The sequence below is a fragment of the Curvibacter fontanus genome (assembly GCF_054780335.1).
The window spans coordinates 261,761-279,842 of the sequence record NZ_BAAGWN010000016.1 but is presented as its reverse complement, the minus strand read 5'-3'; the positions used below and the strand labels follow the sequence as shown (position 1 = coordinate 279,842).

The following is an 18,082-nucleotide window of genomic DNA, read 5'->3' as shown; positions in this document are numbered from 1 at the left end:
AGACTCCCATGGTGTCCACCTTCCGCAAGACCCGGTCAGTCGCGCTGTTCGCCGCCCTGAGCCTGGGCGCGGCCGCCCAGAGCGGCCCGATCAGGATCATCGTGCCCTACCCGCCCGGCGGTTCTTCCGACATCATTGCGCGCGCCATCAGCCAGCCCCTGTCGGAGGAGCTGAAACAAGCCGTGATCGTGGAGAACCGCGCCGGCACCAACGGCAACCTGGGCGCGGACGCGGTGGCCAAGTCCCAACCCGACGGCCTGACCCTGCTGCTGTGCGACACCGGCGCCCTGGCCATCAGCCCCTCCATCTACACCAAGCTGGCCTTCGACCCCTCCAAGGACCTGCGCGGCGTGACCATGCTGGCCTACTCGCCCCACATGCTGGTGGTGCACCCCTCGGTGCCGGCCGCCAATCTGCAGGAGCTGGTGGCCCTGTCCAGGAAGACGACCCTCAATTTCGCGGTGACCGCCATGGGCAGCGCGCCGCATCTGGCGGGCGTGGCCGTGCAGCGCGCTAGCAATGCCAGCTGGGAGTACATCCCCTACAAGGGCGGCGTGCAGGCCGTGACCGACACCATGGCCGGCCAGACCCAGGTCACCATGAACGGCATGCTGGCCACCCTGCCGCACGTGCAGAGCGGCAAGCTCAAGGTGCTGGGCATCTCCAAGGCCACGCGCATGCCCCTGGTGGGCGACATCCCGACCCTGGCCGAACAGGGGCTCAAGGGTTTCGAGTCCGGCACCTGGCAGGGCGTGCTGGTGAACTCGTCCACGCCCAGGTCCATCGTGGACAAACTCAATGCCGCGCTGGTCAAGGTCATCCGCAGCCCCGACGTGCGCAGCCGACTCACCGGCCAGGGCGCGGAAGTCGTGACCATGAACCCCGAGGAGCAGGACAAGTTCTTCAACAAGGAACGGGCCCGCTGGCTGACCGTGGTCAACGAGGCCGGCATCCGCCTCGACTGAGATGGCGCTGCGTCGGCGCGGGGTCAGAGCGCCGCGGATCGGCTGAAGCCGCCGGTTTCCGGGGCCACCGCCAGGCCGGCATTGAAGAGCCGGTAGCACTTGCGGCCGGCCGCCTTGGCCTCGTAGAGCGCCGCGTCCGCGGCCTGCAGCAGCTGTTCACCGGTATCGCCATCCTGCGGCCCCAGGGCGATGCCTATGCTGCCGCCGGCAGACACCGTCTCCTGGCCTATGGTCACCGGCTGCAACAGGGCGTACAGCACCTTGTCGGCGATCAGGGCGACCGTCTCCGATGAGTCGACCTCCTCGGCCAGCACCACAAATTCGTCACCGCCGAGCCGGGCCACCGTGTCGATGCTGCGGATGGCCCCCGTGATCCGGCGCGCGACCTCACGCAGGAACAGATCCCCTACGGCGTGCCCCATCACGTCGTTGATGCGCTTGAAGTTGTCCAGGTCGATGAACATCACCGCCACCGACTTCTTGCGCCGGAAGGCGTGGTGAATCGCGTGGTTGAGCCGCTCGTGGAAAAGCAGGCGGTTGGGCAGGCCCGTGAGTGCGTCGTGGGTGGCTTTGTCGCGCAGCTCCAGGGTCACGTTTTCGCGGCGGGTGACGTCGTAGATCATGCCGTACCAGCCGACCACACGACCGGAGTCGGCGGCCTGGCGGGGCACCAGCGTGACTTCCACGGTGCACCAGATACCGTCCGGTGCCATCCTGCGCATGCCGAACTCGACCACATCACCGCGCAGCACGGCAGACTGGTAGCTTGTGAAGTCGCGCACCGAGCCTTCGCCCAGCAACTCGACCATGGGTGTACCCAGCAAAGTCTGCGCAGACTTGCCGAAGAACAGGGCCAGGCGCTGGTTGACGAAAACGCAGCGACCCTGCGCATCACACTCGAAGATCAGGCCCGGCAGGTGATCGGCCAGGAGTCGCAGATCGGTTTCCCGGGCCCGCGCGGCCTGAAGATCCAGCTGATTCTGGTTGTGGAGCTGTCGCCTCTCCGCATAACGCTCGAGAAAAGCACGTTGCAGGACCAGCGTCATCACCACGGTCATCGCCATGACAAGCAGCAAGGTCACGGCCGCGGATGTGACGGGTACCGGCTCGGCGTGAGCGACCAGGCCCATGGCCTGCCCCGTGACCAGCGTTACGACGGCCAGGCAGCTGAGCACAAACAGGGTGATGCAGTAACCCACACCCAGCGCCCACATGGAAAAGACCAGCAGGACTGGATAGGCCAGGAGGTAGGGGGTCAACACGCCCGGGCCCATGAAACTGAGCAGGGTGACCGCCAGCCAGCCGCCCAGGACCAGCAGGCGCAGGCCCCGCACGCCCCCCCAGAACCGTGCGGAACGCCCCACGAGCAACTCGGGGTATTCCTCGATGGGTGCGCGCCAGACGGGAAATTCCCCGGGTGGACCTGAGTTCATGGGCTCCCTTTGCGGTGCTGCGCTGCATATTAGCCTGCGCCACCCGCACTGTCACCCGGCAGTCACCCTGAAACGCAGCGCCCTTACAACGCCCCCAGGCCAGGGGCTCAGCTGCCCGCCACCTTCATGCGGTTGACCAGGATGGAGCCCACGGTCTTGGCGCCGTAGTTGTAGGCATCGGCGCCCACGGCCGTGATGCCCAGAAGCATGTCCTTCATGTTCCCGGCGATGGTGATTTCCTCCACCGGATGGGCGATACGGCCCTTTTCCACCCAGAAGCCGCTGGCGCCGCGCGAGTAGTCGCCGGTCACGTAGTTCACGCCCTGGCCCATGAGTTCGGTGACAAAGAGGCCCGTACCCAGCTTTTTCAGCATGGCGTCCAGGTCGTCGCCCGGTTTGGTGAGGCGCGAGCTCAGGATCAGGTTGTGCGAGCCGCCGGCATTGCCCGTGGTCTTCATGCCCAGCTTGCGCGCCGAATAGCTGCTCAGGAAATAACCCTGAACACGACCGGCGTCGATGACCGAACGCGCCTGGACCTTCACGCCCTCCTCGTCGAAAGGCGAACTGCCCTTGCCGCGCAGCAGGAAGGGATCTTCCAGGAGGTCGATGTGTGCGGGCAGCACCTGCTGGCCCAGCGAGTCGAGCAGGAAGGAGCTCTTGCGGTAGAGCGCCCCGCCGCTCAGGGCCTGCACCAGCGCACCCAGCAGGCCGGCGGCCAGCGGCGACTCGAACAGCACCGGCACTTCGCGTGTGCTGATCTTGCGCGCTTTCAGGCGGCTCAGCGCGCGCTCGGCGGCGTAACGGCCGATGGCCTCGGGCAGGGCCAGGTCTTCGGGATGGCGGTGCGAGCTGTACCAGTAGTCGCGCTGCATGCCCTCGCCCTTGCCGGCGATGGGCGAGACCGAGACGGAATGGCGCGAACTGGCGTAACCGCCATGGAAACCGCGGGTGTGGGCGCTGAAGAAATGCGACTGCTGGGCCGACACCGCCGCGCCCTCGCTGTTGGTGATGCGTTTGTCGGTGGCAAAGGCTGCGGCTTCGGTGGCACGTGCCAGCTCGGCGGCCTGGGCGCTGTCGATGCCCCAGGGGTGGAACAGGTCCAGCTCGCGCTGCGTATCGGCGTGCGAGGCGATGTCCCCGGCGTCGGGCAGGCCGGCCACCGGATCCTCGGCCGTGAAACGGGCGATGTCATAGGCCGCCTGCACGGTCTGCTCGATGGCGGCGCGCGAGAAGTCAGAGGTGCTGGCATTGCCACGGCGCTGGCCCAGGTAGACCGTGACCCCCAGGGACTTGTCGCGGTTGCGCTCCACGTTTTCGAGTTCCCCCTTGCGCACCGAGACACTGAGGCCGCAGCCCTCGGAAGCCTCGGCCCCGGCATCGGTGGCGCCGACCTTTTTGGCGTGCGCCAGGGCGGCATCGACCAGTTCTTCAAAGTGGGCGCGGCTGTAGCTGAAGCCGCTTTCGGCGCGAGGATCGGGTTTGTTCATGGCGAAGCTATGATACTTGCCCGTGTACGCATCCCTTGCGGCACTCTGAATTCACCCCACACATGTCCCGCAAACCCAAAAAAGGCTATTACGTCAAGGGCCAGTTCGTCGCCGAAGGCAGCGAACTCGACCTGGAGCTCAAACGCGAGCTCAGGGGCGACACGGACATCAGCCGCACCGACCTCAAGCGCGAAAGCACCGAGCTGCAAAAGCTCGGCGAAGCCCTGCTGAACCTGCGCGCCGACCTGCTGGCCAAGCTGGAGCTGCCCGACAAGCTGCTGGAGGCCATGGCCGAGGCCAGGCGCATCACCAACTTCGAGGGCAAGCGCCGCCAGATGCAGTTCGTCGGCAAGCTCATGCGCCAGCTCGACCCCGCCGTGCTGGACACCGCGCGCGCCACCCTGGTCGAGCAGCACATGCCCTCGGCCCGCGAGACCGCCCTGCTGCACACGGCCGAACAGTGGCGCGACCGCCTGATCGCCGACGACGAGGCCGTGGCGCTGTGGATCAAGGACTTCCCGCAAACCGATACCCAGCAGCTGCGCGCCCTGGTGCGCCAGGCCCGCAAGGACGCTGTGCCTGCGGACAGGACCGCCGTGTCGCAAGGCCTGGCGCCGCGCCAGGGCCGCGCCTACCGCGAGGTCTTCCAGCTGGTGCGTGAACTGCTGGCTTCTCTACCCCCTCTCCCCCTGGGAGAGGGCGGGGGTGAGGGCTGATGGCACGCCAAGAGCCCTCACCCTAGCCCTCTCCCAAAGGGAGAGGGAACAAGATTCAGGAACCCCACCATGAGTGACCCCGCTCACGACAAGATCAAGATCGGCATCGTCTCCATCAGCGACCGTGCCTCGACCGGCGTTTATGAAGACAAGGGCCTGCCCGCCCTGCAGGACTGGCTGACACGCGCGCTCAAGAACCCCATCAGCTTCGAACCCCGCCTGATCCCCGATGAGCAGGCGCGCATCAGCGCCACGCTGATCGAGCTGGTGAGCGCCGGCTGCTCCCTGGTGTTGACCACCGGCGGCACCGGGCCGGCCCTGCGCGACGTCACACCCGAGGCCACGCTGGCCGTGGCGCACAAGGAGATGCCGGGTTTTGGCGAACAGATGCGCCAGATCAGCCTGAAGTTCGTGCCCACCGCCATCCTCTCGCGTCAGGTGGCCGTGATCCGGGATAAAAGCCTGATCATCAACCTGCCGGGCCAGCCCAAGTCCATCCAGGAGACGCTGGAAGGTCTGAAGGACGCGGAAGGCCAATCCATCGTGGCCGGCATCTTTGCCGCCGTGCCCTACTGCGTGGACCTGATCGGCGGACCCTATATGGAAACGAACGACGAGGTCTGCAAGGCCTTCCGTCCCAGGTCGGCCCTACGCGCGCCGAAATAAGAACCGCGTCGCGCGCCCTCAGCGCGTCAGCGCCTGCGACGTCAGTTGCCCGGCCTGCGCAACGAGTTGCTGGCGGAACACCTCGGCAATCGGCGACAGCCGCTTGCCCTTGGGATAGACGATGTGCCACTGCGAGGCGATCGGAAAGCCCTGTACATCGAGCACGGCCACTCCCTGCGTGACGGGCTTGGCGGCCAGCGCGTGCACCGAAATCACGGCCAGCCCCAGCCCGCCGGCCACGGCCTCGCGCACCGCCTCGTTGCTGCCGAGCTCCAGGCGCAGTTCAGGCGTGTAACGCTGCTTGCGGAAATGCGCGTCGGCGGCCAGCCGTGTGCCCGAGCCCTGCTCACGCAGGATGAAGCGCATGCCGCGCAGGTCCTGCAGCTGCAGTCTGCGCCGGCGCGCCAGCGGATGCGAGGTCGCAGCGATCAGCACCAGCGGATTGGGCAGGAAGACCTGATCTTCGAGCTCCAGCTCGGCCGGCGGCCGCGACATGATGTAGAGATCGTCCAGGTTCTCGCGCAGGCGGCTGACCACGCCGTCGCGGTTGAGCACCTCCAGCGAGATCTCGACGTCGGGGTGGTGGCTGCAGAAGTGGCCGAGCAGGCGCGGGATGAAGTACTTGGCCGTGCTCACCACCGCCACCTTGAGCCGGCCGCGCGTCAGCCCCTTGAGGCCGTCGATGGTCTGGCCGAAAGCCTCCCACTCGGTGGCCATGCGCCGCGCCGTACGCGCCAGCTCCAGTCCGGCCTGGGTCAGGTGCACGCGGCGCGCCACCACCTCGTAGAGCGGCAGGCCCACGGCCTCGCTGATCTCGCGCAGCTGCATGGAGGCGGTGGGCTGCGTCACGTGCATCGCGCGCGCCGCGCCGCTGACGCTGCCGGTTTCGGCCAGCGCCAGGAAGAGGCGTAGCTGGCGAAAGGTTACGTTCATAGATAAAACTCTATGGATAAGTGCTTGAATATCGATTTTACTTTGTGCACCGGCACCCCCATCATTGCGCGGTCTGGAGACCTTCGATGCACAACCTGCTTGACCCCGCCATCCTGTTCTTCGTGTTCGGCATGCTCGCCGGCACGGTGAAGTCCAATCTGGAGATCCCCGCGCCGATCACGCGCTTCCTCTCGCTCTACCTGCTCATGGCCCTGGGCCTCAAGGGCGGTTTTGCACTCTCGCAGTCGGGCCTGACGGCCGAGGTGGTCACCAGCCTGGCCTGCGCCGTGCTGCTGGCCGTGCTCGTGCCCCTGCTGGGCCACCGCCTGCTGCGGCGCCTGGCCTCGCCCTTCGATGCCGCCGCGCTGGCCGCCACCTACGGCTCGGTCAGCGCGGTGACCTTTGTCACCGCCACCCAGTTCCTCGACAACCAGCAGATCGGCTACGGCGGTTACATGGCCGCGGCCATGGCGCTGATGGAGTCACCCGCCATCGTGCTGGCGGTGCTGCTGGCCAATGCCCAGCGGCGCCATGCGGGCGTCGGCGTGCTCCCCTTGCCCCATGGCGCCGCCGCCCTGACGCCACCGCAGCCGGTGGGCATCGGCCCCCTCCTGCGCGAGTCCCTGACCGACGGCGCCCAGCTGCTGCTGCTCGGCGCCATGCTGATCGGCATGCTCACGGGCGAGAGCGGCAAGGCGGCCATGCAGCCTTTCTCGGGTGACCTGTTCAAGGGCATGCTGGCCTTCTTCCTGCTCGACATGGGCCTGCTGACCGCGCGCAACCTCGGCCCGCTGCGCCAGCACTCGCCCTGGTTGATCGCCTACGCCCTGCTGGCGCCGCTGGTGCATGCGGGCCTGGCCCTGGCGCTGGCCACGGCGCTGGCCGTGCCCCTGGGCGACACCATCCTGCTCATGGTGCTGGCGGCCAGCGCGTCCTATATCGCCGTGCCCGCCGTGCTGCGCCATGCCATCCCCGAGGCCCAGCCCGCGCTGTACTTCGGCATGTCCCTGGGCGTGACCTTCCCGCTCAACATCCTGGCGGGCATTCCACTCTACGCCTGGGTGGCACAATCGGTGTTGAACTGAAGCGGTGGGCCGGCGCACGGGCCCGCCGCCCGTGACCACGTCAGCCCCCCTGCCCTTGCCTCACACACACCTCCTGCTCGCCCTGGCCGTGGTCGCGGTCTGGGGCACCAATTTCGTGGTCATCAAGTTCGGGCTGACCGAGCTGCCGCCGCTGCTGCTGGCCACCATGCGCTTCCTGCTCAGCGCCCTGCCCTGGCTGTTGTTCATCAAACGCCCGGCCGTGGCCTGGCGCTATCTGGTGAGCTATGGGGTCTTCATCGGCTTCATGTTCGGCCTGCTCTTCATGGCCATGCGCAACGATGTGTCGCCAGGCCTGGCCTCGCTGCTGATGCAGTCGCAGGTCTTCATGACGCTGCTGCTGGTCGCCTGGCTGCAGCACGAGCGCATGCCGCGTATGCGGTTCGGCGGCCTGGCCCTGGCCACCCTGGGTTTCGCGCTGATCGCCTGGCAGAGCTTTGCCCAGGCGCATGCCGACGTCACGCCACTGGGGCTGGTCCTGGCGCTCAGCGGAGCCCTGTGCTGGGCCTGCGCCAATGTGGTGTCGCGCAGCATCGGCCGTGTTGATATGCTCGGCTTCATGGTCTGGAGCAGCGTGTTTGCCGTGCCGCCTCTGCTGGGCCTGAGCCTGTGGTTCGAGGGGCCGGCCGCCATCACCGAGGCGCTGCCGCACGCCAGCCTGGCCGCCTGGGCCGCCATCGTCTGGCAGGCGGTGGGCAACACCCTCTTCGGTTTCGGCGTCTGGGGCTGGCTGCTGGCGCGGCACCCGGCGGCCACCATCACGCCCATGGCCCTGCTGATTCCCGTGTTCGGCATGGGCTCCTCGGCCCTGCTGCTGGGTGAACCTTTGCAGGCCTGGAAGCTCGGGGCCGCCGCCCTGGTGATGGCCGGCCTTGCCATCAATGTGACGCTGGGCCAGCGCCCACGCCCGGACTGATCACACCAACTTCTGATCCGGATCGGATTCAGCATTTTCATTTTATGTAATAATAATCATTGTCATTAACATTAACAACCATCTAACGATGAGCACCATGCCCAGTTCCAAGCACGTCCAGCGACTGTTATTTGTTCTTGCTGCCATCTTCGCCCTACACGCCCGGGCGGTGGAATACCCCATCGGTACGCCACACCAGCGTGTGGGCATGGAGATCGCGGCGGTCTACCTGCAGCCTGTCAGCATGGAACCCGACGGCATGATGCGCAAGGCCGAGGAATCCGACATCCATCTCGAAGCCGACATCAAGGCCTTGGCCAACAACCCCAACGGCTTCGAGGAAGGCGCCTGGGTGCCCTATCTGGTCGTCAGGTACGAGGTCACCAGAACCGACAGCCAGCAGAAGATCAGCGGCGAAATGATGCCCATGGTCGCCAACGACGGCCCGCACTACGGCGACAACGTCAAGCTCTTCGGCCCCGGCAAATACCACGTGAAGCTCACCATCCTGCCGCCGTCGGAGAACAGGCATGCGCACTTTGGCCGCCACACCGACCGCCTGACCGGCGTGCGCCCCTGGTTCAAGCCCTTCGAGGTGGAGTACGACTTCGTCTACGCCGGCATCGGCAAGAAGGGCGGCTACTGATCATGCGCCGCACCACCCTCCACGCCCCCCGGGCGGTGCTGGTGCTGTGCAGCGCCGCGCTGCTGGGCATGCCGGTCCGGGCCGCCCCACCGGAGCAGGAACTGCTGGACAAGCTGGACCGGCTCAACCGCCGGCTCGAGCAGCTGGAGCAGCGCAACGGCGAACTGGAAAAACAGCTGCGCGCGCCGCCGGCCGCAGCGGGCACCGGCGCACCGCTGGAGCAGCGCGTGCGCAAGCTGGAAGAAACCCAGCGGAAGATCGAACAGGGCATGGACTCGGAGAACATCAGCGAGAACGAGCCCGAACTCACCTCGCGCCTGAAGGCGGTGGAATACCAGTCGCTCAACACACTCAAGGCCGCGCGCGTGGTCGAGTCGCTCGAAGGCGTGACCGCCGGCGTGAGCCTGACCACGGTAGCGCAAAGCCCGCACGGCGTGGCGGCCGGCTCGCCCGCGGGCACGGAGAACAGCCAGCTCAACTACCGCGCCGATGCCTTCGTCACCCTGCCCCTGCCCAAGGTCGGCGACACCGAGAGCCGTATCTTCACCCACTTCCGCATGGGCCAGGGTTCGGGCCTGAACGCGCTGACCAGCTACTCCAAACCCAACGCCACCGCGTTTCGCGTGCAATCAGCGCAGCCCGACGACTCCGTGGCCGTGCTGGGCCAGGCCTGGTACCAGGCCACCATCCCGCTGCCCTTCGGCGGCTTCAAGCCGCACTCGCGCGAGCAACTGGAAGTCAATTTCGGCAAGATGGACCCCTTCGTCTTCTTCGACCAGAACGCCGCGGCCAACGACGAGACGCGCCAGTTCCTCAACACGGTCTTCGTGCACAACGCCCTGCTCGACGCCGGCAGCGACATCGGTGTGGACGCCAACGGCTTCACGCCGGGCTTTCGCCTCTCCTACCTGAACCAGCGCACCAGGAGCGAAGCCTGGCGCCTGTCGCTGGGCGTCTTCGGGGCCGGCAAGGGCGCCAACTACCAACAGTTCTTCACCTCGCCGCTGATCCTGGCGCAGGCCGAGACGCAACTGCGCTGGGACGGCAACCCCGGCAACTACCGCATCTACTACTGGCAGAACGGCCAGGCCCCGGGATATGACGGCGTGACCCGCCTGCGCAACGGCTGGGGCCTGTCGGTGGACCAGCGCACGGGTGATGCCTGGACGCTGTTCGGCCGCTGGGGCCAGCACATCCACAGCGGCGGCGCGCGCTTCGACCGTGCCCTCACGCTGGGTGCGGAGGTCGCCGGCTTCGCCTGGGATCGCGGAGGCGACTCCCTCGGCATGGCCCTGGCCTGGATGAACACCAGCGATCACTTCACGCTCAACTCGGCCACGGCCGACGCCAACGGCGACGGCATTCCGGACTACGGCTACGCCGCCGGCAAGGGCGAACAGGTGGCCGAGCTGTACTATCGCTACCGCATCAACAAGCAGTTCGAGATCTCGCCCGACCTGCAGTACATCGTACGCCCGGGCGCCTCCCCCGAGGCCGGCGCCATCACCGTCATCGGCGTGCGCGCCCAGCTCACCTTTTGAGGCCCGCCATGATCCGCCCCCCCTTCCGTGCGCACCTCGCCGCCCTGCTGCTGGCCTGCGTCCTGGCGCCCGTGCAAGCCCAGGACATGCCGAGCTTCCAGCTTCTCATCAAGGACGGTCGCTTCCACCCCGAAACCCTCGAGGTGCCGGCCCACACCCGCTTCCGCCTGCTGATCAGGAACGAGGGCCCGGGCGCGGAAGAGTTCGAGAGCGTGGAACTGCGCAAGGAAAAAGTGCTGGCCCCGGGCGCCTCCAGCTTCTTGATCTTCCAGCCGCTCAAGCCCGGCACCTACAAGTTCTTCGGAGACTTCCACCCGGACACGGCCCAGGGCCGGTTCATCGCGAAGTGAGAGCAGCCCATGGGTAATTCCCTGTTCGTCGTCTGGCGCGATTTCCGCCTCGGTGGCTTCCTGCTGCTCCTGCTTGCAATCGCCCTCCTGGTGGCCGTCTATGCGGCTTACTGGGCCGGCGTCGTGCTGGTGCAGCGCCGCCTGAACCGCCATGCGTGAAATTCCGATTGTTCCGCACACCGTTGCCGCCACCGGCAGCAAAGATCCGGGCTGGCTGGCACGGATGGGGGTCGCCATGCAGGTCCATCGGCGGGCCATCATGGCGCTGCAATGGATCGTGGTCGTGGCCTACGTGGTGCTACTGGTCGTGCCGGCCTTCATGCCGCTGCCGCCCGAGGAGGCCCACATCTACAACAACCTGCGCCTGTTCGCGCAGTTCCTGTTCTGGGGCATCTGGTGGCCCTTCGTCATGCTGAGCATGATGCTGCTGGGACGTGTCTGGTGCGGCGTCCTCTGCCCGGAAGGCACGCTCACCGAAATCGCCAGCCGCCATGGCCTGGGCCGCGCCATCCCGCGCTGGATCCGCTGGAGCGGCTGGCCCTTCGTCGCTTTCGTCTGCACCACGGTCTACGGCCAGCTGGTCAGCGTCTACGAATACCCGCAAGCCGCCCTGCTGGTGCTGGGTGGCTCCAGCGTCGCGGCGGTGGCCGTGGGCCTGGTCTACGGCCGGGGCTCGCGTGTCTGGTGCCGCTACCTGTGCCCGGCCAATGGCGTGTTCTCCCTGCTGGCCAAGATTGCCCCCGTGCATTTCCGCGTCGACGAGCAGGCCTGGAAAGCCAGCACCGAACGCCGGCCCATGGTGAACTGCGCGCCCCTGATCGACATCCGCCACATGAAGAGCGCCTCGGCCTGCCATGCCTGCGGCCGCTGCAGCGGCTATCGCGGCGCGGTGCAGCTGGCCGTACGCCCGCCGGCGCAGGAAATCCGGGCCACACGCAACAAGGATGTCTCGACCGAAGAGGCGCTGACGCTGCTGCTCGGCGTGCTGGGCATCGCAACGGCGGCCTTTTTGTGGTCGTCCAGCCGCGCGCTGGTGCAGGTGAAGTCCCTGTTGGCGAACTGGCTGGTGGAACACGACGTCTTGTGGCCCCTGAATGACGATGCCCCCTGGTGGCTGCTGACGCATTACCCCGCCGCCAACGACATGTTCACCTGGCTCGACGGCTTCTGCATCCTGGCCTACATCCTGGGCGGCGGCCTGGCGGTGGGACTGGCGGTGCTGGCCGGCATCCGGCTGGCCGCCCGCGTGGCCGCCGATGCGGACCTCTCGTGGCAGCGCCTGTCGCTGGCTCTCGTGCCGCTGGCGGGCATGAGCATCTTCCTCGGCCTGTCCATGCTGACGCTCGGGCACCTCAAGGCCGAGCGTGTCTCGCTGGAATGGGTGGCGCCGGTGCGGGTCGTGCTGCTGGTTCTGGGCAGCAGCTTTGCCGCCTGGCTGGGGGCACGCTTGCTGCTGCGCAGCGCGACGGCACGCAAGGTGATCGCTTACGCGCTTTTCCTGCTGCCGGTTGCCCTGATCGACACGATCTGGGCGCTCAACTTCTTCTGACCGGGCGGCTGGCCGTCTACTTGCCGACCAGCTGGTTGAGCTTGGCAGCCTCGAACAGTTCTTCGCGCGCGGCGTCGCCGGGTACGCAATCGGAGATCGCTTTGCCCGAGGACAGCTTCTCGATGGCCTGCCACAGCAGGGCAATCTGGTGCTCCTGCGAACCCGCGTTGTCGATCAGGCCCTTCATGGCCTGGCTCAGCGGATCGTCCTCCTGCGTGATGCCGTAGGCCGTGAACTTCCTCTCCGGCGCGGTCACGTCGGCGCTTTCGCCGGCCCTGGACGGGATGATGCGCGCCGGGATGCCCACGGCCGTGGCGCCGGCCGGCACCGGCTTGATGACCACCGCATTGCTGCCGATCTTGGCGCCGTCGCCCACCTCGAAACCACCGAGCACCTTGGCGCCCGCGCTCACCACCACGTCGCGGCCCAGTGTGGGGTGGCGCTTGGTGCCCTTGTAGAGCGAGGTGCCGCCCAATGTGACGCCGTGGTAGATGGTGCAGCCGTCGCCCACCTCGGCGGTCTCGCCGATCACCACACCCATGCCGTGGTCGATGAAAACACGCTGACCGATCTTCGCGCCCGGGTGGATCTCGATGCCCGTGAACCAGCGGCCGAAGTGTGAAATGAAGCGCCCCAGCCACTTGAGGCCGTGGGTCCAGCACCAGTGGCCCCAGCGGTGCATCACGATGGCGTGCAGGCCGGGGTAGCAGGTCAGCACCTCCCAGGCGCTGCGGGCGGCCGGGTCGCGGTCGAGGATGCACTGGATGTCGGAGCGGAGGCGGGAAAACATAGGCTTAGTCTAGCGCTTAGCCTTGTCCGCCGTCTCCAGCATGGCCTTGGCAACACCTCTGAGGATATGGATTTCCTCCTGGCTCAGGTCCGCGCGGTTGAAGAGGCTGTTGAGCCGCGGCATGAGCTTCTTGGGCGCCTCGGGGTCGAGAAAGCCCACCGCCACCAGGGCCTGCTCCAGGTGCGCCAGCAAACCGGCCACCTGCGCCGCGTCGGCGCGCACTTTCTCCGTTCGGGCTGAGCCTGTCGAAGCCGGCTGCCCAACGACCGGCTCAGGGCGGACGGAATGTGCGAACCCACCCAAGGCCAGCCGCCATTCGTAGGCGATCACCTGCAGGGCCGAGGCCAGGTTGAGCGAGCCGAACTTCGGATTGGTCGGGATGCTCAGGGCCACATGGCAGCGGTAGACGTCCTCGTTGCGCATGCCGAAGCGCTCGGAACCGAAAAGAAACGCCACGCCCTGGCTGCCGGCCTCGGGCGTGGCCGTCTGCGCCAGCTGCGCGAAGTGCTCGCGCGGCGCGCGTGTGGGCGGACCGAAATCGCGCGGGGTCATGGCGGTGGCGCACAGATGGGTCATGCCCTCCAGCGCCTCGTCCAGGGTCTCGACGATGCGGGCGTTGTCCAGCACATCCAGCGCCCCGCTGGCGCGCTGGATGGTTTCCTCGCGTCGCAGCACATTGGCCCAGCGCGGGGCCACCAGCACCAGTTCGTCGAAACCCATGACCTTGATGGCGCGCGCGGCCGCGCCCACATTGCCGGCGTGACTGGTCTGGATCAGCACGAAACGGGTGCGAAAGGCGGGGCTTTGGGGGCTGGTTTGCATGAAAAACGGATGAGACGGGTAAAATCTGGGCTTATTGTCGCCGCCCGCATCGCCGGACGGCGTTTTTGCTCTTCCAGCCAGCCGGGGCCTGCGCACTGCGCAGCCCCTCAACGCCTCACAATTTATGTCGTCCCCCAATCTGCACCCCATGCTCAACGTGGCCATCAAGGCCGCCCGCGCCGCCGGCGCCATCATCAACCGCGCTGCGCTCGACGTCGAGGCCGTGCGCGTCTCGCAGAAGCAGGTGAACGACTTCGTGACCGAGGTGGACCACGCCAGCGAAGAGACCATCATCGAGACCCTGCTGACCGCCTATCCGGGCCACGCCATCTGGGGCGAGGAAACCGGCCGCACACGCGGCGCCCAGGATTCCGACCACGTCTGGATCATCGACCCGCTGGACGGCACCACCAACTTCATCCACGGCTTCCCGGTCTATTGCGTGAGCATCGCGCTGGCCGTCAAGGGCAAGGTCGAGCAGGCCGTCATCTACGACCCCTCGCGCAACGACCTCTTCACCGCCACCAAAGGCCGCGGCGCCTACATGAACGAGCGCCGCATCCGCGTGAGCAAGCGCACCCAGCTCTCGCAGTGCCTGATCTCCACCGGTTTCCCCTTCCGCCAGGGCGACAACTTCCCGGCCTACCTGGCCATGATGAGCGACGTCATGCAGCGCACCGCCGGCCTGCGCCGCCCGGGCGCCGCCGCGCTGGACCTGGCCTATGTGGCCGCCGGTTTCACCGACGGCTTCTTCGAGACGGGCCTGAGCCCCTGGGACGTGGCGGCCGGCTCCCTGCTGGTGACCGAGGCCGGTGGCCTGGTGGGCAACTTCACCGGCGAGTCCGACTTCCTGGAACAGAAGGAATGTCTGGCCGGCGCCCCGCGCATCTACGGCCAGCTGGTGCCTCTGCTGCACAAGTACAGCAAGTTCGCCGGCGCCGGCGAGAAGGCCGAGGCGCGCCAGAACGCCGACAAGCTCAGCTTATCGCCGGGCAACGGCAACAGTGACGAGCGTGACCAGGGCGCTTTCGAATAAAAACCTGATCGAGCTCGACGATATCCGTTCGGGCTGAGCCTGTCGAAGCCCCGGCGAGCCCTTCGACAAGCTCAGGGCGAACGGATTCAGAGGGGAACCCTAAGCGGGGATGACGGTGTGGCCCAAGGGCCCGGGGCAACCGAAGAGGTAACCCTGGAACACCATGCAGCCGCTGTCCAGCAGGAACTGCCGCTGGCCCTCGGTCTCCACGCCCTCGGCCACGGCCTGCAGGTCCATGCTCTGCGCCAGGGCCAGGATGGTGCGCACGATGGCCGCGTCGTTGGGATCGGTCAGCACGTCGCGCACAAAACTCTGGTCGATCTTGAGCTGGTCCAGCGGCAGGCGCTTGAGATAACTCAGCGATGAGTAGCCCGTGCCGAAGTCGTCCAGCGCAAAACGCACACCACGCTCACGCAAGGCGCCCATCTTGCGGATGGCGTCTTCCACGTCGCTGATCAGCACGCTCTCGGTCAGCTCCAGTTTCAGGCACTGCGGATCGACCCCGGTCTCATCCAGCACGGACAGCACCTGCCTCACGAAGTCGCTCTGGCGGAACTGGCGCGCGCTGACGTTGACCGCCAGGCTCAGCTTGCTGGTGACCGGCTGCGCGGACCAGGCCACCAGCTGGCGGCAGGCCGTGCGCAGCACCCACTGGCCGATCGACAGAATCAGGCCGGTCTGCTCGGCCAGGCCGATGAATTCACCGGGCGACACCATGCCGCGCCCCGGATGGCGCCAGCGCAGCAGCGCCTCGTAACCGACGATGCGGTTGCGCCCATCCACCACCGGCTGGTAATGCAACAGCAGTTCCTCGCGCTGCAGGCCCATGCGCAGGTCGGTGTCGAGCGCGGCGCGCGCGAGCACGGCAGCCTGCATCTGCGGATCGAAGAAACGCAGCGTGTTGCGCCCGGCCGCCTTGGCCTGGTACATCGCTACGTCGGCACGCTTGAGCAACTCGTCCACACCCAGCACCGCGCCGCAGAACAGCGTGATGCCGATGCTGGGTGAGCTGTTGTGCTGGCGTCCCACCAGCTCATAGGGGGCGTTGAGGCGGGCGAGGATCTTCTCGGCCACCAGCTCGGCCTGGCGCGCAGCATCGGCGTCGTTCTCGCTGAGGTCTTCCAGCATCACCACAAACTCGTCGCCACCGAAACGCGCGGCCGTGTCGCCCTCGCGCAGACAGGAGACCAGGCGCAAGGCCACCTGTTCGAGCAGCAGGTCGCCAACGTCGTGGCCCAGCGTGTCGTTGAGGTCCTTGAAATTGTCCAGGTCGATGAAGAACAGGCCGCCGTAGTGGCGGTTGCGCGCGCTGGTGACCTGCGCGTGCGAAAGCCGGTCCATCAGCAGACGGCGATTGGGCAGGCCGGTCAGGGTGTCGTAGAAAGCCAGACGCTGGGTCTCGTCCTCGGCGCGTTTGCGTTTGCTGATGTCGCGCCCGATGCCGCGGTAGCCGCGGAACCGCCCCTGGTCGTCGATGATGGGGGCGCCGCTGACAGCCACCCAGTAGGGCTGGCCTTCGGCGTCGAGGCGCTGCAGTTCCAGGTCACGGAAGGACTGGTGCGATTCCAGCACACGGCGGTGTGCGTCCCAGTCCTCCGGGCCCAGGTTCAGCGCGCCGAGTTCCCAGCGCGTCTTGCCCAGGCTGTCTTCCTGGGTCATGATGGACTTGCCGTCACGGTAGCCGACGAAACTGGTGAATCGGAAATCCTCGTCGATCTCCCAATACCAGTCGGACGAGAGATCGGTCAGGCTGCGAAAGCGGGCCTCGCTCTCCTCCAGCTGGGTCTCGGCGATCTTGCGCTGGGTGAACTCGCGCATGACGCCGTAGGAGGACAGTTCGCCATCGGATTCGCGCACGGTGATGGCGTTGCCCCGCATCCAGTGGGTGCCGCCATCGGCGGCGCGGATGCGGAACTCGTGCTGCCAGGTCGCACCGTCGCTGTGGGCCTCGCGCATGGAATCGAACAGGGCCGGGATGTCCTCGGGGTAGATGGCCGCCAGCAGCTTGCGACCGTCCCGTCGAACCATCTCCGGATCCAGGCCGAACTGGGTGCGCACGCTTTCGTTGATGAAGGGAAAGGTGATCCGTCCGTCCTTGTGGTACTGGTACTGGAACAGCACATCGGGCACGCGGCTGGTGAGCTTTTCGATGAACTCCAGCTTCTCCTGCAGGTCGCGGTTGACCTGACGCTCGGCGGTGATGTCCTGGACCACGCCGAAATCGATCGGTTCACCCCGGCTGTTGAACTGGCGGTGCAGGCTGGAGCGCAGCCAGACCTCGGCGCCGTCGGCGCGAAACGCGCGGTACTCGAAAGGCCCCCCCCGCATCTTGCTGCGTTCGTCGATGAAGCGGGCCAGGTCGTCAGGATGGATGGAGCTGCGGGCCTGCCGGCTCGTCATGGGCGAGGCGTTGTCCGGGTCCAGCCCCCGGATCATCCTCAGCCCCTTGGACCAGACGATCCTCTGGCCATCGGCCGAGGCAATCCAGTAGCCGACGCCAGCCAGCTGCTCGGTCAATTCATGCAGCGCCAGCTGCTGGCTGAGCTTGTCATTGGCCAGCGCCAGCTCGCCAGAGCGCACCGACTCCTCGGCCATGCGCTGGGCGGTGATGTCCTTGATGTACATCAGGATGTGCTTCTCGCCACCTACCTCGATCAGCGTGCCGTTCAGACGCACCAGGCGCTTGCGCTTGTCCTTGAGGCTGACGATGACCTCCCGGTCGCGCAGGCGGCCGCTGATGCGCAGCTCGGCCATCGCGGCCTCGCGGCTGGCCATGTCCGGCCAGTGCCCGATCTCCACCACCGTGTGGCCGATCACTTCCTCGCGCGTGTAACCGGTGACGACCAGCCACTCCTGGTTCACATCGACGATCAAGCCATCGCTCAGGCGGGACAGGCCGATGGCCTCGGGGCTTTCGTCGAAAGCCGCGATGAACATCTGCTCGGAATGACGACGCTGGCTTTCCAGCAGGGTCCAGTCACGCTCACGCTGCTGCAGACGCAGTTCAGCCTCACGCAGCTGCGCGCGCAGTCGGGTGATCTCCGCCTTATCGTCTTCAGAATCCATCGAACATGTGTTGACGGGCCGCAGGCCTGGACCAGCCTGACGTCCCTGCCCCTGCCTGCTGCC

At 66.9% G+C, this 18,082-nt stretch carries 17 protein-coding genes; 11 read left to right on the top strand and 6 right to left on the bottom strand.

What is annotated here, in order from left to right; all coding sequences use genetic code 11:
* Positions 1–8 precede the first annotated feature (8 nt).
* Entirely contained in the window at positions 9–965 is a 957-nt protein-coding gene (locus tag ACYVH8_RS12480) for a Bug family tripartite tricarboxylate transporter substrate binding protein (protein WP_460489133.1), read from the top strand.
* A 23-nt stretch (positions 966–988) separates the two neighbouring features.
* Here ACYVH8_RS12480 and ACYVH8_RS12475 read toward each other — a convergent pair whose 3' ends face one another.
* Together ACYVH8_RS12475 and pmbA are read right to left on the bottom strand one after the other, a co-directional pair.
* Positions 989–2,398 (bottom strand): diguanylate cyclase domain-containing protein, encoded by a 1,410-nt coding sequence (locus ACYVH8_RS12475; protein ID WP_460489132.1) that lies wholly within the window; start codon positions 2,396–2,398, stop codon positions 989–991.
* A 107-nt stretch (positions 2,399–2,505) separates the two neighbouring features.
* The gene (gene pmbA, locus ACYVH8_RS12470; RefSeq protein ID WP_460489131.1) at positions 2,506–3,885 is read right to left on the bottom strand and encodes a metalloprotease PmbA; all 1,380 of its coding nucleotides are present in this window, start codon (positions 3,883–3,885) and stop codon (positions 2,506–2,508) included.
* A 62-nt stretch (positions 3,886–3,947) separates the two neighbouring features.
* On the opposite strand from pmbA, the gene yjgA reads away from it, so the two are divergent.
* Together yjgA and mog are read left to right on the top strand one after the other, a co-directional pair.
* Entirely contained in the window at positions 3,948–4,601 is a 654-nt protein-coding gene (yjgA, locus tag ACYVH8_RS12465) for a ribosome biogenesis factor YjgA (protein WP_460489130.1), read from the top strand.
* A 69-nt stretch (positions 4,602–4,670) separates the two neighbouring features.
* Positions 4,671–5,267 carry a molybdopterin adenylyltransferase gene (mog, locus tag ACYVH8_RS12460; protein ID WP_460489129.1) on the top strand — a complete coding sequence of 199 codons (597 nt, stop codon included), beginning with the start codon at positions 4,671–4,673 and terminating at the stop codon, positions 5,265–5,267.
* 18 nt (positions 5,268–5,285) lie between these two features.
* On the opposite strand, the gene ACYVH8_RS12455 is transcribed toward mog, so the two are convergent.
* The gene (locus ACYVH8_RS12455; RefSeq protein WP_460489128.1) at positions 5,286–6,200 is read right to left on the bottom strand and encodes a LysR family transcriptional regulator; all 915 of its coding nucleotides are present in this window, start codon (positions 6,198–6,200) and stop codon (positions 5,286–5,288) included.
* 86 nt (positions 6,201–6,286) lie between these two features.
* On the opposite strand from ACYVH8_RS12455, the gene ACYVH8_RS12450 reads away from it, so the two are divergent.
* The 7 genes from ACYVH8_RS12450 (at position 6,287) to ACYVH8_RS12420 (ending at position 12,305) form a co-directional block, all read left to right on the top strand.
* The gene (locus ACYVH8_RS12450) at positions 6,287–7,285 is read left to right on the top strand and encodes a sodium-dependent bicarbonate transport family permease (protein WP_460489127.1); all 999 of its coding nucleotides are present in this window, start codon (positions 6,287–6,289) and stop codon (positions 7,283–7,285) included.
* A gap of 55 nt (positions 7,286–7,340) precedes the next feature.
* On the top strand, positions 7,341–8,219 hold the full coding sequence (locus ACYVH8_RS12445; protein WP_460489126.1) for an EamA family transporter: 879 nt from the start codon (positions 7,341–7,343) through the stop codon (positions 8,217–8,219).
* Between the two features lie 97 nt (positions 8,220–8,316).
* Positions 8,317–8,865 (top strand): iron transporter, encoded by a 549-nt coding sequence (locus ACYVH8_RS12440; RefSeq protein WP_460489125.1) that lies wholly within the window; start codon positions 8,317–8,319, stop codon positions 8,863–8,865.
* A gap of 2 nt (positions 8,866–8,867) precedes the next feature.
* Positions 8,868–10,406 (top strand): carbohydrate porin, encoded by a 1,539-nt coding sequence (locus ACYVH8_RS12435; RefSeq protein ID WP_460489124.1) that lies wholly within the window; start codon positions 8,868–8,870, stop codon positions 10,404–10,406.
* A gap of 8 nt (positions 10,407–10,414) precedes the next feature.
* Entirely contained in the window at positions 10,415–10,756 is a 342-nt protein-coding gene (locus tag ACYVH8_RS12430; protein ID WP_460489123.1) for a cupredoxin domain-containing protein, read from the top strand.
* Between the two features lie 9 nt (positions 10,757–10,765).
* Entirely contained in the window at positions 10,766–10,915 is a 150-nt protein-coding gene (locus ACYVH8_RS12425) for a hypothetical protein (RefSeq protein WP_460489122.1), read from the top strand.
* Entirely contained in the window at positions 10,908–12,305 is a 1,398-nt protein-coding gene (locus ACYVH8_RS12420) for a 4Fe-4S binding protein (protein ID WP_460489121.1), read from the top strand. Before ACYVH8_RS12425 ends, ACYVH8_RS12420 begins: the two co-directional genes overlap by 8 nt.
* 16 nt (positions 12,306–12,321) lie before the next feature.
* Here ACYVH8_RS12420 and cysE read toward each other — a convergent pair whose 3' ends face one another.
* Positions 12,322–13,095 carry a serine O-acetyltransferase gene (cysE, locus tag ACYVH8_RS12415; RefSeq protein WP_460489120.1) on the bottom strand — a complete coding sequence of 258 codons (774 nt, stop codon included), beginning with the start codon at positions 13,093–13,095 and terminating at the stop codon, positions 12,322–12,324.
* A 9-nt stretch (positions 13,096–13,104) separates the two neighbouring features.
* A complete protein-coding gene (locus ACYVH8_RS12410; protein ID WP_460489119.1) occupies positions 13,105–13,917 on the bottom strand; it encodes an RNA methyltransferase in 813 nt (270 codons plus the stop codon).
* 124 nt (positions 13,918–14,041) lie between these two features.
* Here ACYVH8_RS12410 and ACYVH8_RS12405 point away from each other — a divergent pair, with 124 nt between their 5' ends.
* A complete protein-coding gene (locus tag ACYVH8_RS12405; RefSeq protein WP_460489118.1) occupies positions 14,042–14,953 on the top strand; it encodes an inositol monophosphatase family protein in 912 nt (303 codons plus the stop codon).
* Positions 14,954–15,052: 99 nt separating this feature from the next.
* Here ACYVH8_RS12405 and ACYVH8_RS12400 read toward each other — a convergent pair whose 3' ends face one another.
* Positions 15,053–18,019: a sensor domain-containing protein gene (locus tag ACYVH8_RS12400; RefSeq protein ID WP_460489117.1), complete on the bottom strand. Its 2,967-nt coding sequence runs from the start codon at positions 18,017–18,019 to the stop codon at positions 15,053–15,055.
* Positions 18,020–18,082 lie beyond the last annotated feature (63 nt).

Bases quoted from the DNA above. Each gene is read 5' to 3' on its own strand.
- ACYVH8_RS12435 (WP_460489124.1), top strand. From the start codon at position 8,868: ATGCGCCGCACCACCCTCCACGCCCCCCGGGCGGTGCTGGTGCTGTGC.
- ACYVH8_RS12425 (WP_460489122.1), top strand. From the start codon at position 10,766: ATGGGTAATTCCCTGTTCGTCGTCTGGCGCGATTTCCGCCTCGGTGGC.
- ACYVH8_RS12410 (WP_460489119.1), bottom strand. From the start codon at position 13,917: ATGCAAACCAGCCCCCAAAGCCCCGCCTTTCGCACCCGTTTCGTGCTG.
- ACYVH8_RS12480 (WP_460489133.1), top strand. From the start codon at position 9: ATGGTGTCCACCTTCCGCAAGACCCGGTCAGTCGCGCTGTTCGCCGCC.
- ACYVH8_RS12430 (WP_460489123.1), top strand. From the start codon at position 10,415: ATGATCCGCCCCCCCTTCCGTGCGCACCTCGCCGCCCTGCTGCTGGCC.
- pmbA (WP_460489131.1), bottom strand. From the start codon at position 3,885: ATGAACAAACCCGATCCTCGCGCCGAAAGCGGCTTCAGCTACAGCCGC.
- yjgA (WP_460489130.1), top strand. From the start codon at position 3,948: ATGTCCCGCAAACCCAAAAAAGGCTATTACGTCAAGGGCCAGTTCGTC.
- ACYVH8_RS12405 (WP_460489118.1), top strand. From the start codon at position 14,042: ATGTCGTCCCCCAATCTGCACCCCATGCTCAACGTGGCCATCAAGGCC.
- ACYVH8_RS12400 (WP_460489117.1), bottom strand. From the start codon at position 18,019: ATGGATTCTGAAGACGATAAGGCGGAGATCACCCGACTGCGCGCGCAG.
- ACYVH8_RS12420 (WP_460489121.1), top strand. From the start codon at position 10,908: ATGCGTGAAATTCCGATTGTTCCGCACACCGTTGCCGCCACCGGCAGC.
- ACYVH8_RS12475 (WP_460489132.1), bottom strand. From the start codon at position 2,398: ATGAACTCAGGTCCACCCGGGGAATTTCCCGTCTGGCGCGCACCCATC.
- ACYVH8_RS12440 (WP_460489125.1), top strand. From the start codon at position 8,317: ATGCCCAGTTCCAAGCACGTCCAGCGACTGTTATTTGTTCTTGCTGCC.
- ACYVH8_RS12455 (WP_460489128.1), bottom strand. From the start codon at position 6,200: ATGAACGTAACCTTTCGCCAGCTACGCCTCTTCCTGGCGCTGGCCGAA.
- mog (WP_460489129.1), top strand. From the start codon at position 4,671: ATGAGTGACCCCGCTCACGACAAGATCAAGATCGGCATCGTCTCCATC.
- cysE (WP_460489120.1), bottom strand. From the start codon at position 13,095: ATGTTTTCCCGCCTCCGCTCCGACATCCAGTGCATCCTCGACCGCGAC.
- ACYVH8_RS12450 (WP_460489127.1), top strand. From the start codon at position 6,287: ATGCACAACCTGCTTGACCCCGCCATCCTGTTCTTCGTGTTCGGCATG.